Source organism: Halorubrum tropicale (assembly GCF_001280455.1).
In the GTDB taxonomy this organism is placed as follows: domain Archaea; phylum Halobacteriota; class Halobacteria; order Halobacteriales; family Haloferacaceae; genus Halorubrum; species Halorubrum tropicale.
The window spans coordinates 307,332-323,114 of the sequence record NZ_LIST01000003.1 but is presented as its reverse complement, the minus strand read 5'-3'; the positions used below and the strand labels follow the sequence as shown (position 1 = coordinate 323,114).

Genomic DNA, 15,783 nt, shown 5'->3' with positions numbered 1-15,783 from the left:
GGCCACCTCGGCGCCGGAACCTTCCCAATCGTCCGTTAGAATCAAACCCGCACGCGACCGAGTGTGGGACATGAGCGCCGAACAGCAGGAACGCGCGGTGCGGTGTCTGGTCGCGAAGGTCGGGCTCGACGGTCACGACCGGGGCGCACACGTCATCGCCCGGGCGTTCCGCGACGCCGGCTTCGAGGTCGTCTACTCCGGGCTCCACCGGGCGCCGGAGGACATCGTCCAGGCGGCGGTCCAGGAGGACGTCGACGTCCTCGGGATCTCGATCCTCTCCGGCGCGCACAACACGCTGGTCCCGAAGGTGATCGAGGGACTGAAGGAGTACGACGCGTTCGACGACACCCTCGTCCTCGTCGGCGGGATCATCCCGGACGAGGACGAGGACGACCTGAAGGAACTGGGCGTCGCCGAGGTGTTCGGACCCGGGACCCCGATGGAGGAGACGATCGAGTTCATCCGGAGCAACGTCCCGGAGCGCGCGTAGATGGCCGGGCCGGACGCACCGGCGTTCGCGGACGCGCCGTCGCTCACCGACGCGGACGCCGCGCTCGTCGAGGACCTCCTCTCAGGGAGCCACCGCGCGCTCGCCCGGGTCATCACCAAGATCGAGAACCGAACGCCCGGGTACCGGGCGATCGTCTCCGCGCTCCACGAGCACACCGGCGGGGCGGACGTGATCGGGGTCACCGGCTCGCCGGGCGCCGGGAAGTCGACCCTCGTCGACAAGCTGGCGGCCGCCTACCGCGACCGCGGCGACACGGTCGGCGTGATCGCGGTCGACCCCTCCTCGCCGTACACCGGCGGGGCCGTCCTCGGCGACCGGATCCGGATGGGGTCGAACGTCGGCGACATGGACGTGTTCTTCCGCTCGATGAGCGCCCGCGGCCAGCTCGGCGGCCTCTCGACCGCGACCGCGGACGCCGTGAAGGCGCTCGACGCCTTCGGGAAGGACGTGGTCGTCTTAGAGACCGTCGGCGCCGGGCAGAACGAGGTCGACGTGGTCCGGACCGGGGACACGGTCGCCGTCCTGGTCCAGCCCGGCTCCGGCGACGACGTCCAGACGCTGAAGGCCGGCATCTTAGAGATCGGGGACGTGTTCGTCGTGAACAAGGCCGACATGGACGGCGCCCAGCGGACCGTCGCCGAGCTGGAGGAGATGGTCCACCGCCGCGAGGGGACGACGACGGCCCGCGACGCCGGCCACCACGGCGCGGCCTCGATGGCCTCGACCGGCGGCGCCGCGGGACAGCGCGACGGCGCCCGGTCGGGCGGTTCCGGGAGCGACGAGCCCGACGCGGACGACTCGGGGGGCGACGAGTCGTGGACGCCGAATGTGTTAGAAACCGTCGCGAACACCGGCGAGGGGGTCGAGGCGCTGATCGAGGCGTTCGACGCGCACGCGGCGTACCTCCGCGAGTCCGGCGAGATCGAGGCGACCGAGCGCCGGCGGTACGCCGCGGAGATCCGCACGCTCGTGCGGGCGGACGTGGGAGGGCTCGCGACCGCCGAGATCGAGCGGCACGGCGGGATCGACCGCCTCGCGGAGCGGGTCCGCGACCGCGAGACCGACCCGTACGCGGTCGCGGAGGCGATCGTCGGACCGATCGCCGACTGCGTCGAGGAGGCGGCCGACCGGGACCGCGACGACTGACTGCGACGCCCCGCCGTCGCGGCCGCGGTCCGCCGGGCCGCGTCCCACGAGTATAAGTCGCCAGCGAACCAACAGTATTCCATGAAGCTCAGGAACCTCCTCGGCAGCGCCGTCCTCGGCGTCGGCGCGCTCGCCGCGCTCAACACCGGCCTCCGCTACGAGGGCGAGTTGGAGTCCCCGCTCGACGGCGACGACGGCGTCTTCCGCTGGCGCGGGATGGACGTCGCGTACACCGAGGCGGGCGACCCGGACGACCCGGACCTCGTCCTGCTCCACGGGATCAACGCCGCCGGCTCATCCGGCGAGTGGCGCGCGGTGTTCGGCGACCTCGCCGCCGACTACCACGTTATCGCGCCCGACTTCCCCGGCTACGGCCGGTCCGACCGCCCGCCGCTCCGCTACTCCGCGGCGCTGTACGAGGACTTCGTCCACGACTTCCTCGCCGCGTTCGACGAGCCCGCGGTGGTCGCCTCCTCGCTGTCGGCCGCGTACGCGGTCGCGGCGACCGACGGCGACGGCGAGGACGGCGTCGAGCTGCGCGGCTTCGTCGCCGTCTGTCCGACGGCGACCGCGGGCCCGAGCCCGGCGAAGGGGTGGCTCCGCGAACTGCTCCGCGCCCCCCTCGTCGGACGGGCGCTGTTCAACGCCATCACGGCGAAGCCGTCGATCCGCTACTTCAACGCCGACCACGGCTACGACGACCCCGCGAACCCGAGCGCCGAGTGGACCGACTACGAGTGGCGGACCACCCACGTCGAGAACGCCCGGTTCGCGCCCGCGTCGTTCGTCTCGGGGACGCTCAACAGCGAGGTCGACCTCGCGGCCGCGCTCGCCGACCTCGACGTGCCGCCGACGATCGTCTGGGGGCGCGAGGCGACGGTCAGCCCGCTCACCGAGGGCCGCGAGCTCGCCGACGCGGCCGACGCCCGCCTCGTCGTCTTCGACCGCGCGCGGCTGCTCCCGCACGTCGAACACCCGGACCGGTTCGTCGAGACGGTCGAGGAAGCGCTCGTCGCCGGCGCGACGGCGTAGCCCGGCGACGGTCCCGGTCGGCTACTCGTCGCGGCGCACGTACAGCGTCTTCTCGCAGGCCGCGTGGACCTCTCCCCCCTCGTCGACGAGCGAGACGAGGTACTCGCGGTCGGTCGACTCGCCCGGCCCGAGCGCCTCGCGGATCGCCGCCGTCTCCCGGGTGGAGAGGTCGAACTCCGCGTACAGCGTGTCGCGGCCGGGCTCGATGAACTCCAGCGCGGCCGACTTGTCCCAGACCGTGAAGCGGTCGCCGAGGACTCGCCGCAGCATCATCATGTACACCGGGTCGATCGCGCCGTAGATGCTGCCGCCGAAGACCGTCCCGACCGCGTTCCGGGTGCGCCAGTTGAGCGGGACGCGGATCCGGACGTAGCGCCAGTCGGCAGCGATGTGGTCCACGCGGGCGCCCGTCCCCCGGTACGCGGGCATGAGGTTGAACCCGAGGCGCCAGAGCCGCGTCCGACGGCTCTCCGCCGGGGGGTCCTCGCGTAAGGGTCGCGGGTCGGGGTCGCGGTCGACGCCGGTCGGGGAATCGCTCACGGCGATCCGCGACGGGCCGGCGACAAACCGGTGTCGGAACGGGCGACAACGCGCCCGGGGTTGTCGACGTTTACCGCTCGTTTACGCGGGTCTCATCGCGCGTGCCCGCGAGCGCTCGCCCTCGGTCCGTCCCGGTTCCGCGGCCCTCCTCGCGTAGGCGGCCCGAAACGGGTATCCCCGCGCGAGCGCAACCGGACACCGATGGAGTGCGACAAGTGCGGAGCCGACGCGATCCACCACGCCGCCTACTCCGGGGCGCACCTCTGCGGCGAGCACCTCCGGCTGTCGGTCGAGAAGCGCGTGAAGCGTCGGGTCCGCGAGGACGGTCTCCTCGACCCGGACGCGACGCCCGACGACCCCGACCGCTGGGTGATCGGCCTCTCCGGCGGGAAAGACAGCGTCGCCCTGACCCAGATCCTCGACGACGTGTTCGGGAAGGACCCTCGCGTGGAGATGCTCGCCCTGACGATCCACGAGGGCATCGAGGGGTACCGCGACGCGAGCGTCGACGCCTGCGTCGAATTGGCCGACGACCTCTCGATGCGCCACGAGCTGGTGTCGTACGAGGAGGAGTTCGACGTGCGGATGGACGACGTGGTAGAGGACGACCCGGAGAACATGGCGGCCTGCGCGTACTGCGGCGTGTTCCGCCGCGACCTCCTCGAAACGTACGCCGCCGAGTTCGACGCCGACAAGCTGCTCACCGGTCACAACCTCGACGACGAGGCGCAGACGGCGATGATGAACTTCCTCGAGGGCGACGTGCGACAGGTCGCGAAGCACTTCGACGCCTCGCTCGGCCCCTTCGACGAGCGCGCCGAGACCGACGCCTTCGTCCCGCGCGCCAAGCCCCTCCGCAACGTGCCGGAGAAGGAGGTCGCCCTGTACTGCCACGTCCGCGACCTCCCGACCCACATGGCCGAGTGCCCCCACGCCGAGGAGGCGTACCGCGGCGAGATCCAGTCGACGATCCACGCGTTAGAGGAGAACCACCCCGGCGCGCGCCACTCGATCATGGCCGGCTACGAGGAGCTGTCCGCGCTCGCGGCCGACGCCTACCGCGACGGGGACGGCGACGGCGAGAACCCCGACCTCGGCGAGTGCGAGCGCTGCGGCTCGCAGACGAGCCGCGGCGTCTGTCGGAAGTGCCGGCTGCTGGAGTCGCTCGAAGCGGTCTGACCGGACGCCTCTTCGCCGAACCGAGTCAAAAAAAGCGGTTAGCCGTCTGTCCTCCGGGGTGCGGCTCAGCGGATGACGTCGAGGCCGTTGTTCTTCTCGATGGGGTCGCTGCCGCCGTCGGACTCCCACGCGCCGCGGTCGGTGCCGCCGGAGACCGCCGCTTCGCCCCTGTCGCCCGCGGCGCTCGGGCTTCCGTTCGCCTCGGCGGCGCGCGAGCGCGAGTCGCCGAGTTCCTCGCCGTTGACGGCCGCGCGGGACTTGTCCGCCTGCTTCTGAGTGGAGGGACCGAGAACCTGCGCGCTCTGGACGCCCGTCATGATCGCCATGACGCGCACCTTGCCCTTGTACTCCTCCTGGATGCGGGCGCCCCAGATCACGTTGGCGCTCGCCTCCAGCCGCTCGGTGATGTTGTTCGCGATCCCCTCGGCCTCCTTCAGCGTGAGGTCGGGGCCGCCCGTGATGTGGACGAGCCCGCCCGAGGCGCCGCGGTAGTCGACGTCCAAGAGCGGGTGGTTCATCGCGTCGTTGACCACCTCTTGGGTCTTGTTCTTGTCCTGCGTCTCGCCGACGAGCATGACCGCCACGCCGCCCTGGTTCATGATCGTCGACATGTCCGCGTAGTCGAGGTTGATGAGGCTCGGCTGGGTGATCGTCTCCGAGATTCCCTTCACCGTCTCCGCGATGATCTGGTCCATCACGGAGAACGCCTTCCCGATCGGCAGGTTCGGAACGTAGTCGAGCAGGCGGTTGTTGTCGAGGACGATGATCGAGTCGGCCTCGTTGCGGAGGTCTTCGAGGCCCTCCTCGGCCTTCACCGTGCGGGCGCGCTCGACATTGAACGGCGTCGAGACCATCCCGACGACGATGGCGCCCTGCTCTTTGGCGATCTTCGAGACCACCGGCGCCGCGCCGGTGCCCGTGCCGCCGCCCATGCCGGCGGTGACGAAGACGAGGTCCGCGTCGCCGAGCACCTCTTTGATCGTGCCCTGGGCCATCTCGGTGGCGCGCTCGCCCATCTTGGGGTCGCCGCCGGCGCCGAGCCCCTGGGTGAGCGACTTGCCCACGAGGATCTTGGTGTCGGCCTCGATCATCTTGAGGTGCTGTTTGTCCGTGTTGATGGCGACGGTGTCGGCGCCGTCGACGCCGATGTTGTACAGTCGGTTGACCGTGTTGTTCCCGGCGCCGCCGGCACCGACGATGACGATTCGGGGGTCCCCGAACTCGTCGTCGTCCATGTCGACGTCCATGTCGCGCTTCTCCGCTTCCGCGTTGTCGAGGGCGTCCTGAACGAGATCTTGCATCAGTTTACACCTTCGCCCAGTTGCGGTTGCGGCCGCGCTCGTCGCGCTCGCCGTCCTGTTCGTTCAACATGTCGCGGACGGCCGACCGGATCGCCTCGCTCCGGTTCGGGAACTCGCCCGTCTCCACCATCTGTTCGACCTCGTCGATCTGCTGTTTCGGGATTCGTAGTGTCACACGCTCCATTGGTATTCCCCCGGTAAGACGGCGACCACGCGACGCGTGTGTCTTACAGCGCGAGACCGCCCGAAACCGGGGTATCACCCCGACCGGACGGACGCTGTAAGACGACCGTCTTACGCAACTCGTATCTCCGAGGCTACCAATATAAAACTATCGGAGGTTGTAAGACAACCTGCCGGTGAACGTGCCTCAGCGTATGCGCGAGGTCTTACGCCGGCTACTGATCGTTCAACACGTCCGCCGCCGGCGTCCGACGCCCGCACCCGGGGCAGAACGCCCAGTCGGTCCGGAGTTCGTCGCCGCACTCGCAGAAGGCCCTGTGCGACTGCTTTTCGCCGCAGTTCGGGCAGTACACGTGTTCGGACGGGACGATCTCTCCGCAGCCGCCGCAGGCGTTCTCGCGCGTCTTCGCGCCCGGGTCCGTCTTACGCGCCGCCGGCTCCGCGTCGCCGGCCGTCTCACGGGTTACACGCACGTCGTCGTCCCGGTCGTCGGACTCGGTCCCCGGCGCGTCGAGGGTGACGTTTACGTTGATGTCGCCCGGCGTTCCGGCCGCGTACGCCGGTGCCGCGGCACCGCCGACCGGACCGAGCCGCTCGTCGAGCGCGGCGTCGAGCCGCTCCGCGATCAGGTCGTCGACGCGGTCCGCGAGGGCGTCGTCGACGCTCCCGGCCGATGCGTCCGACGCGTCGGGCTCGTCTCCCGTCCCGTCGAGGTGGGTCCGGAGCGCCTCCCGCATCACCTCGCTCTTGGAGGCGTCACACGCTTCCAGCCGGTCGACGAGGTCGTCGTCCGCCCGGAAGGTGATCTTGCTCATACCGAACGTGTATCCTCGGTCAGTACAAGTATCTTCCCCCGGCGTCTGACACGTTTAACGGCGTCGAAACGTTCGCCGCTCGCCGGCCGAATCGAGCGACCGCCCGCCGAATCGTGTGGTTTGGTCACACGTGTGTCTGACGCAGATTTATACGCGTCGCGCGAGCATGCGTGTGTATATGAGTAACCGCGTCGAGGACCTCGAACGGCAGGTCGCGGAGCTACAGGCGGCGGTCAACGGGCTCACCGAGGAGCTCGTCGAGATGAAAGAGCGCGTCCGACAGCTGGAAGACGAGCGGTCGGTCGCGGTCGAGGCCGACGCCGCGGGCGCGGCGGCCGGCTCCGAGGCGAGCGCGGCCGGCGACGCGACGGACGACGAGCCCGCTGCCGACGACGCCGGGCGGGCCGGGGCCGGCGGCGAGCGGACGACGCACTCCGACGACCACGTCGACGTCTTCGAGTCCGTCGAGGAGTCGTCCGACGGCGCGGACGAGGCGGCCCCCGCCGACGCGGCCGAGGGAGACGACGTCATCGTCCCCGAGCAGTCGGCGACGACCCCCGACGCCGAGGAGAGCGCCGAGGACGACGAGGGCGAGTCGAGCGAAGGCGACGACATCATCGTCGCGTAAGCGGTCGCCTCCGACCCCATGCACATCACTGAAGTCGTTCTGGACGGGTTCAAGAGCTTCGGGCGTACGACGCGGATCCCCTTCTACGAGGACTTCACCGTCGTCACCGGGCCGAACGGCTCCGGGAAGTCGAACATCATCGACGGCGTGCTGTTCGCGCTCGGCCTCGCCCGCACCCGCGGGATCCGCGCCAAGAAGCTCACCGACCTCATCTACAACCCCGGCCACGACGACGGCGAGGCCGCGGACGGCCCGAACGAGGCCTCCGTCACGGTCGTGCTCTCCAACGAGGACGGCACCCTCGACCGCTCGCAGGTCGTCTCCGCGGCCGGCACGGAGAACGTCGGCGACGTCTCCGAGATCACGATCAAGCGCCGCGTGAAGGAGACCGAGGACAACTACTACTCGTACTACTACCTCAACGGGCGGTCGGTGAACCTCTCGGACGTCCAGGACCTGCTCGCGAGTGCGGGCGTGACGCCGGAGGGGTACAACGTGGTGATGCAGGGCGACGTCACCGAGATCATCAACATGACTCCCTACCAGCGGCGGGGGATCGTCGACGAGATCGCGGGCGTCGCGGAGTTCGACGAGAAGAAGGAGGCCGCCTACGAGGAGCTGGACACGGTCGAGGACCGGATCGGCGAGGCCGACCTCCGCATCGGCGAGAAGCAGGACCGGCTCGACCAGCTCGCCGACGAGCGCGAGACCGCCCTCCAGTACCAGGAGCTCCGCGACGAGTTAGCGGAGTACCGCGGGTTCCGGAAGGCCTCGGAGCTCGAAGAGAAGCGCGAGGCGCTCGCGGACGTGGAGGGCGACATCGACGCGGCGGAGGCCGACCTCGCCGAGCTCCGCGAGGAGCTCGACGCCAGGCAGGGGAAGCTCACCCGCCTCGAAGAGGACCTCGCGGACCTCAACCACGAGATCGAGACGAAGGGCGAGGAGGAACAGATCGAGATCCGCTCGGAGATCGAAGAGATCAAAGGCGAGGTCTCGCGGCTGGAAGACCGGATCGAGTCGGCCGAGTCGCGCGCGGAGTCGGCGGAGAACGACCGCCGGCAGGCGTTCGTCCAGATCGACCGGAAAGAGGAGAAGATCGAGGAGCTCGACGCGGAGATCCGCGAGACGAAGGTGGAGAAGGCGTCGGTGAAGTCGGAGCTGGCGACGAAGCGGTCCGAGCTCGCGGACGTCGAGGCCGAGATCGAGGGCGCCGACACGGAGTTCGACGAGCTGAAGGCCGAGCTGGCGGAGAAGAAGGAGGCGGTCGAGTCGCTCCGCGAGGAGAAAAACGAGACGCAACGCGAGAAGGACCGGCTGCTCGACGAGGCGCGCCGCCGCTCGAACGCGGTGAGCGAGGCCCGCGAGGAGCTGGAGGACGCCCGCGAGTCGATCCCGGAGCACAAGGCGCGGATCTCCGAGCTGAAAGGCGAGCTCGACAAGGCCGAGAAGAACGAGGCGACCATCGAGGACGCGGTCGCGGACCTGTTCGCCGAGAAGGCCGAGACGGAGGAGCGACTGGGGGAGATCGAAGACACCCTCCGGGAGAAGCAGAACGAGTACGCCAAGCTGGAGGCGGCCGCCGACGAGCGCGGCGACGCCTCCTGGCCGCGGGCGGTCACCGAGGTGAAGAACGGCGGCATCGACGGCGTCCACGGCGCGGTCGGCGAGCTCGGCTCGGTCGCGGCCGAGTACGCCGAGGCCTGCGAGACCGCCGCCGGCGGGCGGCTGGCGAACGTCGTCGTCGACGACGACGGCGTCGGCTCGACCTGTATCGACTACCTGAAACGGCGCAACGCGGGCCGGGCGACGTTCCTCCCGATCACGAAGATGGACGACCGGAGCCTCCCGCGGAAGCCGTCGGTGCCGGGCGTCGTCGACTTCGCGCGGAACCTCGTCGACTACGACGCGGAGTACGAGTCGATCTTCTCGTACGTGCTCGGCTCGACGCTCGTCGTCGAGGACATGGCGACCGCCCGCGACCTGATGGGCGACTACCGGATGGTCACCCTCGACGGCGACCTCGTCGAGAAGTCGGGGGCGATGACGGGCGGCTCCGGCGGCGGCTCCCGCTACTCGTTCACGAAGTCCGGCGGCGGCAAACTGGAGCGGCTCGCGACGGAGATATCCGAGCTCGAAGACGAGCGGCAGTCGGTCCAGTCGGAGATCGACGCGCTTGACGACGACATCGCGGACGCGCGCGACCGGAAGGCCGACGCGGCCGAGCGCGTCCGGTCGCTGGAGGCCGACGTCGAGCGCGCCGAGGACGACCTCGCCGAGGCGGAAGCCCGGATCGAGGAGTTGGAGGACGAACTCGAGGAGTTGGAGGCGGAACGCGAGTCCGTCGACGAGCAGATGACGGCGTTAGACGAGGAGCTCGCGGAGACGGACGCGGCGATCGACGATCTCGAAGCCGAGATCGACGACATCGAGACCGAGCTCGCCGACTCGAAGATCCCGGAGCTCTCCGAGCGCGCCGACGAGATCCGCGCGGAGATCGATGAGCTCGAAGACCGGATGGACTCGCTCGACGGGCGGATCAACGAGCTGGAGTTGGAGAAGGGGTACGCCGAGGACGCCTTGGACGACCTCCACGACGACGTCGAGGAGGCGCAGAACGCGAAGGCGGAGGCCGAGGAGGCGATCGCCGACCACGAGGCCGCCATCGAGGAGAAGGAGGCGGAGCTGGCCGAGAAGAAGGAGGCGATCGCCGACCTCGAAGCGGAGCTCACGGAGCTGAAAGAGGAGCGCGAGGAGCTCCGCGAGGAGATCCGCGAGGCGACCCGGAAGCGAGACGAGCAGCGCTCGCTCGTCTCCGAGGCGGAGTCGGACCTGTCGGACCTCACGGACCGCCGCGACCGCTTGGAGTGGGAGATCGACGAGCTGGAGTCGCAGGTCGGCGACTACGACGCCGACGAGATCCCCGACCTCGACGAGGTGGAGTCGCGGATCGAGGCGATCGAGAGGGAGATGGAGGCGTTAGAGCCCGTGAACATGCTCGCGATAGACGAGTACGACGAGGTCCAGGCGGCGCTCGACGAACTTCAGGAGCGCCGGGACGTGCTCGTCGAGGAGCGCGACGCCATCGAGGAGCGAATCGAGGGGTACGAGGCGGCCAAGAAGGAGACGTTCATGCAGACGTTCGAGTCGATCAACGACCACTTCCGGGACATCTTCGCGCGGCTCTCGGCCGGGACGGGCGAGCTCGTCTTGGAGAACCCCGAAGACCCCTTCGAGGAGGGGTTGACGATGAAGGCCCAGCCTGCGGACAAGCCGGTCCAGCGGCTCGACGCGATGAGCGGCGGCGAGAAGTCGCTGACCGCGCTCTCCTTCATCTTCGCCGTCCAGCGGCACAACCCCGCGCCGTTCTACGCGCTCGACGAGATCGACGCCTTCCTCGACGCGGTCAACGCCGAGCGCGTCGGCGAGATGATCGAGGAGCTGGCCGAGGACGCCCAGTTCGTCGTCGTCGGCCACCGCTCGGCGCTGTTGGAGCGCTCCGACCGCGCCATCGGCGTCACGATGCAGGGCGACAACCTCTCGGCGGTGACCGGGATGCAGTTCGGCGACGACGCGGACGAGGAGGAGGTGAGCGCGGATGACTGACGACGGCGTCCCCGACCTCGACCTGACGAGCGAGCGCGACGGCGCCGACCCGTTCGCCGACGACGCCCCGGGCGGCGACGGGACCGCGTCGGACGCCGGTTCCGAGTTCTCCGACAGTTCCGACTCGGCGGACCGACCCGCGTCGACGGCGGCCGACCCCGGGTCGGACGTGACCGACATCTCGCCCCCGGACGAGACCGACGAGGACGAGGTCGAGCCCGTCGAGCTGCTCGTCCAACTGGCCGAGGAGGGCGAGATCGAGCCGTGGGACATCGACATCGTCCGGGTGACGGACGCCTTTCTCGAGAAGCTCGACGAGACGGACCTCCGGACGACGGGGCGGGCGCTGTTCTACGCCAGCGTCCTGCTGCGCATGAAAAGCGACGGCATGCTGGCGGACGACGACGAGGACGAGGAGCCCGAGCCGGAGCCGTGGGAGGCCGCGATGGAGGGCGGCGCGCCCGACCCGGCCGCGGACGGGTTCGACCCGGTCGACAAGCTGGAAGCGGAGATCGACCGCCGGCTCGACCGCAAGAACACCCGGGGCTCGCCGGAGACGCTCGACGAACTGGTCCGCGAGCTCCGCGAGGCCGAGCGCGGCTCTTGGTGGAAGGACTCCCGCGAGTACGACACCTCGGAGTCGCCGCACGGCCACGCCCGCGGCACGCAGACGCTCGACTACCACGCGGACGACGAGTTCCGACAGGACGGGGAGCCGACTGCCGGAGAGGCGACCGACCGCACCCACGACGAGGACATCGAGGAGGTCATCGTGGAGATCGACAACGCCCTCCGCACCCGCTTCGACCGCGGGCGCACGGAGGTGCTGTTCGCGGAGATCGAGACCGCCGGCGGCCGCCCGTTCATGACGTACCTCGCGCTGCTGTTCATGGCCCACCGCGGCTCGGTCCGGCTCCAGCAGGACGACCTGTTCGGCGACCTGTGGGTGAAGGACCCGGCGGCGATGACCGGCGAATCGGAAGCGATCGCGGACTAAGTTACCGGCGGACCGCTCGGTCTCACCGGTTCCGAGTCGCGAGAGATAGCGTTCCGACACGCTCTTGTCTATCTCGCGACACACACCGGTAGTGATCTCGTTCGCGACCGCGAACCCCGCGCTCGCTGCCGTCGTCGCGGCGCTGTGGATCGCGCTCCTGCTGTACGGCGCCTCGGCGCTCTGGTGGCTCTTCGAAGCGACGGTGCTCGCTCGCGGCGGTCGCGTCGACCCCGACGAGGTCGAGTGGGGGTACGACGACATCCAGGTCCGGATCCTGACGATCGACGCCGAGGAGGTGGTACAGGCGACCGTCAACGCGGTCCCGCAGGCGCTTGACGACGTGCGCGTGATCGCCGAGAAGCCGATCGACGTCGAGGGCGCGGACGTCCACGTGGTCCCCGAGGAGTTCGAGTGCGACGCGACGAACAAGGGGCGCGCCGTCGAGTGGGCCCGCCGGGTGGTGCCGTGCGATCGCGAGTACGTCCTCTACCTGGACGAGGACACGATCATGGCCGGCTTCGAGGGGCTACCGGACGCCGACGTGGTCCAGTTCACCGAGAAGCCATTGTACACCGGCTCACGGGTCGCGTACCTGAGCGAAATCTTCCGCGTCGGCTACCAGTACGAGCAGTTCGCGTTTCACAGGCTCCGCTACCCGCTGTACGCGTGGGGCGGCGGGGTCGCGGTTCGGCACTCGCTAGAGCAGTCGATCACGTGGGACGTCGCGACCATCACCGAGGACACGAACTTCATCTGGCGGGCCGCGGACCAGCTCGGCGTCTCCTTCGCCGTGCTCGACGTGCGCTTTCGGAACCAGGCGCCGCCGTCGCTGCGCGCGATGGCCAAGCAGCGCCGCCGGTGGATCTCGGGGACGCGCGCCGACGGCGGCCTGCTCCCACTCAGGTACCGACCGGTGTATTACACGCGGGTCATCGCGTGGTCGCTCTCCCCGCTGGTGCCGCTCCTCGTCTTCGCGTCGCTCGTCTTCCCCGGCACCGCGCCCGGCATGGAGTGGTACCGCACTGCGTCACTGGCGCTTTTCGGGATCCTGTTCGTCTACACGCTCGTCGGCGCGGCCGCGTACGACAAGCATCCCCTCACGTGGCCGATCTACCTCCTCTTGACGCCACTCGCCTTCCTCACGCACTCGGCCGGCGCGCTGTGGGGACTCGTCTCGCCGGTGACGACGTTCGAGGTGACCGAGAAGGTGACGCCGGACGCGGTCGAGCGGGTTCACGAGTCGATGGAACCGGGGACGGTCACCGACCACGACGGCTCCGAACGACTGGTCCGAGAGTCCGACGAGGAGCTCACGTTCGACGTGTTCAACGACTGATACGTGGTTAGAGCGATTTTCGTCGATACGCAGTTGCCTCCGCAGAGAAAACGTCCAAAATCTCAGTTGCTCGTTTATAAATAGCCACTACTAGATCGACGGCCGACACCTCCAAAGTCCTAGCCGTGAGGCGGGCGTACGTTCGCTGCGCTCCTCACTCGGTCGCTGACTTCGTTCGCTCCCTCGCTACGGTGCTTGCGTCGCCTGCGCCCGCCTCACGGCTGGGGCTTTGAGTTCCACCCGGCCGCCCCGCACCGAAGCCTCGCGCATCCCCAGCCTCGTCAGTCGCCTCCGCTTCGCTCCGGCGACTGACTCCCTCGCACGCGCTCCTCACGCCCTTCGGGCGTTCGGAGGCGCGCGCCGCCGCACCGCAGATCCGTTTATAAGTACTCGCCCAGCAGCGGCTCCACGCGCTCCGTCGTCTCCTCCGGGATCGCCTCGGTCGGCGTGTTGACAGTGCCTTCGAGCGCGGTGTGCGCCTCGCACTCTAGGTCCTCGGGGAGCGTCCGCACCGCCTCCTCGACGGCGGCCTTGATCGCTTTCTGATTCTTCTCGGCGTTTTCGAGCACCTCTTCGAGCGTCACCTCGCTGTCCGCTTTCCAGACGTCGTAGTCGGTGACGCCGGCGATCGTCGCGTACGCGATCTCGGCCTCCCGGGCCAGCTTCGCCTCCGGGATCGCGGTCATGCCGACGAGGTCCCACCCCTGCGACTTGTAGAACTCCGACTCCGCGCGCGTCGAGTACTGCGGCCCCTCGATGCAGACGTAGGTGCCGCCCTTCACCACGCCGGTATCCTCGGGCGCGGCCGACTCCGCGGCCTCGGTGAGGTGGTCGACGAGCTCCGGACTGTACGGGTCCGCGAACGGCTGGTGGACGACGACGCCGTCGCCGTAGAAGGAGAGGTCGCGGTGTTTCGTCCGGTCGTAGATCTGGTCCGGGACGACGAGCGTCCCCGGCTCTAGCTCCTCTTTCAGGCTCCCGACCGCGTTGGACGCGAAGACGTGCGTGACGCCGGCCTGCTTCAGCGCGTACATGTTGGCGCGGTACGGGAGGTCGGTCGGCGAGACGCCGTGGTTCGAGCCGTGACGCGGGAGGAACGCGACCTCGCGGCCCGTGTCGCCGAACTCGCCGATCGTCACCGCGTCGCTCGGCTCGCCGTACGGCGTGTCGAACTCGACCTCGCGCACGTCGTCGAGCGGGAGCGCCTCGTAGATGCCGCTGCCGCCGATGAATCCGATGGTGCCCATACCCGGAGTGCGCCCGCTCGCTACTTATATGACGTGAACCCGTCCGACGCCGGCCCGTCGACGCGGCTCACAGCAGCCAGCGCACCGCCGCGAGCGCGACAGCGCTCACGGCGAGCAGGTGGACCAGCACCGCGCCCACGGGCGCGGCGCCCACCGCGCGCATGTCGCCGATCCGGATCGAGAGCCCGAGGCCGACGAACGCCAGCGCGAACAGCGCGTCCGAGACCCGCCCGATCGACGCCAGCGCGGCCGGCGAGAGCAGCCCGCTGTTTGCGACCGCCGCGACGATCAGGAAGCCGAGCAGGAACTTCGGGAACTCCGCCCACAGCCGCCGCACGCCCGGATCGGCCGCGGAGCGCGCCGTGTACGCGACCGAGTACGCGACCGCGACCCCGCCCAGCAGCGAGTTCCGCGCCAGCTTCGTCACCGTCGCCCACTGGCCCGCCTCGGGGGAGTAGGCGAACCCCGCGGCCGCGACGGGGCCGGTCGAGAACATGCTCACCCCCGCCCAGACGCCGAACTGTCGGCCCGTGAGGCCGAGCCACTCGCCCGCCAGCGGGAACGCGACGAGGGTCGCGGCGTCGAACAGCAGGATCGTCGCGGCCGCGAAGGTGATCGCGGCGCCGCGCGCGTCCAGCACCCTCCCGATCGCGACGACCGCGGAGACGCCGCAGACGCTCGCGCCCGCGGCCAGGAGCGACGAGGTGGGCGACCCGATCCGGAAGAGGCCGCGCGCGACGGCCTCGGCGAACAGGAGCCCGCCGGCGACGACCGCCACCACGAGGCCGAGGACCCGCGGGCCGGCGGCCAGGAACTCCTCGACCGCGACCGCGGCGCCGAGCAGCACGATCCCGGTCTCCAGGAACAGCTTGTCGACGCCGACCCCCGGCTCCGCGACCGCGGGGATCCCGACGGTGTTCCCGACCCCGACGCCGAGCGCGACGGCGACGACGAGCGGCTGGAGGCCGGGCACCGCGTCCGCGACGAGCGTCGCCGCGACCGCGCCCCCCGCGAGCAGCGCGAGGCCGGGCAGGTACGCCCGGACCGCCTCGACGACCCCCGTCACAGCACCTGGCCGACGAGGTGCGCGGCGACGATCCCGAGCCCCAGCGCGAGCGCCTGCCAGCCGCGGTCGAGCGCGGTCCAGCGGTCGACGAGCGAGGGGCCGGCCGCGCCGGCGTCGCCCGCTCCCGCGTCCGTCCCGTCGGCGGCGTCCGATACCATACCCGTGGCTCGGCGCGCTCGCATTTATGCCGTGTGACTCG

15 protein-coding genes are annotated in these 15,783 nt (G+C 69.9%); 8 read left to right on the top strand and 7 right to left on the bottom strand.

All coding sequences use genetic code 11. The features are described from left to right. Positions 1-70 precede the first annotated feature (70 nt). From AMR74_RS09375 to AMR74_RS09365, 3 genes are all read left to right on the top strand, one after another. Entirely contained in the window at positions 71-490 is a 420-nt protein-coding gene (locus AMR74_RS09375) for a cobalamin B12-binding domain-containing protein (RefSeq protein ID WP_053771807.1), read from the top strand. Continuing rightward, the gene (meaB, locus tag AMR74_RS09370) at positions 491-1,657 is read left to right on the top strand and encodes a methylmalonyl Co-A mutase-associated GTPase MeaB (RefSeq protein WP_053771806.1); all 1,167 of its coding nucleotides are present in this window, start codon (positions 491-493) and stop codon (positions 1,655-1,657) included. A gap of 81 nt (positions 1,658-1,738) precedes the next feature. Further along, complete coding sequence (locus AMR74_RS09365) at positions 1,739-2,689, top strand: alpha/beta fold hydrolase (protein ID WP_053771805.1); 951 nt, start codon at positions 1,739-1,741, stop codon at positions 2,687-2,689. Positions 2,690-2,710: 21 nt separating this feature from the next. Here the strand turns inward: AMR74_RS09365 and AMR74_RS09360 are convergent, their stop codons facing one another. Then, positions 2,711-3,229, bottom strand: a complete 519-nt coding sequence (locus AMR74_RS09360; RefSeq protein ID WP_053771804.1) for a DUF4442 domain-containing protein — start codon at positions 3,227-3,229, stop codon at positions 2,711-2,713. A 201-nt stretch (positions 3,230-3,430) separates the two neighbouring features. Between AMR74_RS09360 and ncsA the strand changes: the two genes are divergently transcribed. Further along, the gene (gene ncsA / locus AMR74_RS09355) at positions 3,431-4,408 is read left to right on the top strand and encodes a tRNA 2-thiolation protein NcsA (protein WP_053771803.1); all 978 of its coding nucleotides are present in this window, start codon (positions 3,431-3,433) and stop codon (positions 4,406-4,408) included. Between the two features lie 65 nt (positions 4,409-4,473). Here the strand turns inward: ncsA and ftsZ are convergent, their stop codons facing one another. From ftsZ to AMR74_RS09340, 3 genes are all read right to left on the bottom strand, one after another. Next, entirely contained in the window at positions 4,474-5,709 is a 1,236-nt protein-coding gene (gene ftsZ, locus AMR74_RS09350; RefSeq protein WP_053771802.1) for a cell division protein FtsZ, read from the bottom strand. Positions 5,710-5,713: 4 nt separating this feature from the next. Next, positions 5,714-5,893, bottom strand: a complete 180-nt coding sequence (locus AMR74_RS09345; RefSeq protein WP_004595187.1) for a ribbon-helix-helix domain-containing protein — start codon at positions 5,891-5,893, stop codon at positions 5,714-5,716. A 214-nt stretch (positions 5,894-6,107) separates the two neighbouring features. Further along, positions 6,108-6,707 carry a double zinc ribbon domain-containing protein gene (locus AMR74_RS09340; protein WP_053771801.1) on the bottom strand — a complete coding sequence of 200 codons (600 nt, stop codon included), beginning with the start codon at positions 6,705-6,707 and terminating at the stop codon, positions 6,108-6,110. 178 nt (positions 6,708-6,885) lie between these two features. Here AMR74_RS09340 and AMR74_RS09335 point away from each other — a divergent pair, with 178 nt between their 5' ends. The 4 genes from AMR74_RS09335 (at position 6,886) to AMR74_RS09320 (ending at position 13,271) form a co-directional block, all read left to right on the top strand. Beyond that, a complete protein-coding gene (locus tag AMR74_RS09335) occupies positions 6,886-7,335 on the top strand; it encodes a DUF7518 family protein (protein ID WP_053771800.1) in 450 nt (149 codons plus the stop codon). 18 nt (positions 7,336-7,353) lie between these two features. After that, positions 7,354-10,938 carry a chromosome segregation protein SMC gene (gene smc / locus AMR74_RS09330; RefSeq protein ID WP_053771799.1) on the top strand — a complete coding sequence of 1,195 codons (3,585 nt, stop codon included), beginning with the start codon at positions 7,354-7,356 and terminating at the stop codon, positions 10,936-10,938. Then, the gene (locus AMR74_RS09325; RefSeq protein ID WP_053771798.1) at positions 10,931-11,935 is read left to right on the top strand and encodes a segregation and condensation protein A; all 1,005 of its coding nucleotides are present in this window, start codon (positions 10,931-10,933) and stop codon (positions 11,933-11,935) included. Before smc ends, AMR74_RS09325 begins: the two co-directional genes overlap by 8 nt. A 91-nt stretch (positions 11,936-12,026) precedes the next feature. Beyond that, complete coding sequence (locus AMR74_RS09320) at positions 12,027-13,271, top strand: glycosyltransferase family 2 protein (protein ID WP_053771797.1); 1,245 nt, start codon at positions 12,027-12,029, stop codon at positions 13,269-13,271. 380 nt (positions 13,272-13,651) lie between these two features. Here AMR74_RS09320 and mtnP read toward each other — a convergent pair whose 3' ends face one another. The 3 genes from mtnP to AMR74_RS19095 form a co-directional block, all read right to left on the bottom strand. Continuing rightward, entirely contained in the window at positions 13,652-14,518 is an 867-nt protein-coding gene (gene mtnP, locus AMR74_RS09315) for an S-methyl-5'-thioadenosine phosphorylase (protein WP_053771796.1), read from the bottom strand. A 67-nt stretch (positions 14,519-14,585) separates the two neighbouring features. Next, entirely contained in the window at positions 14,586-15,584 is a 999-nt protein-coding gene (locus AMR74_RS09310) for a YeiH family protein (protein ID WP_053771795.1), read from the bottom strand. After that, entirely contained in the window at positions 15,581-15,742 is a 162-nt protein-coding gene (locus AMR74_RS19095) for a hypothetical protein (protein ID WP_167551903.1), read from the bottom strand. Before AMR74_RS19095 ends, AMR74_RS09310 begins: the two co-directional genes overlap by 4 nt. Between the last annotated feature and the right edge of the window lie 41 nt (positions 15,743-15,783).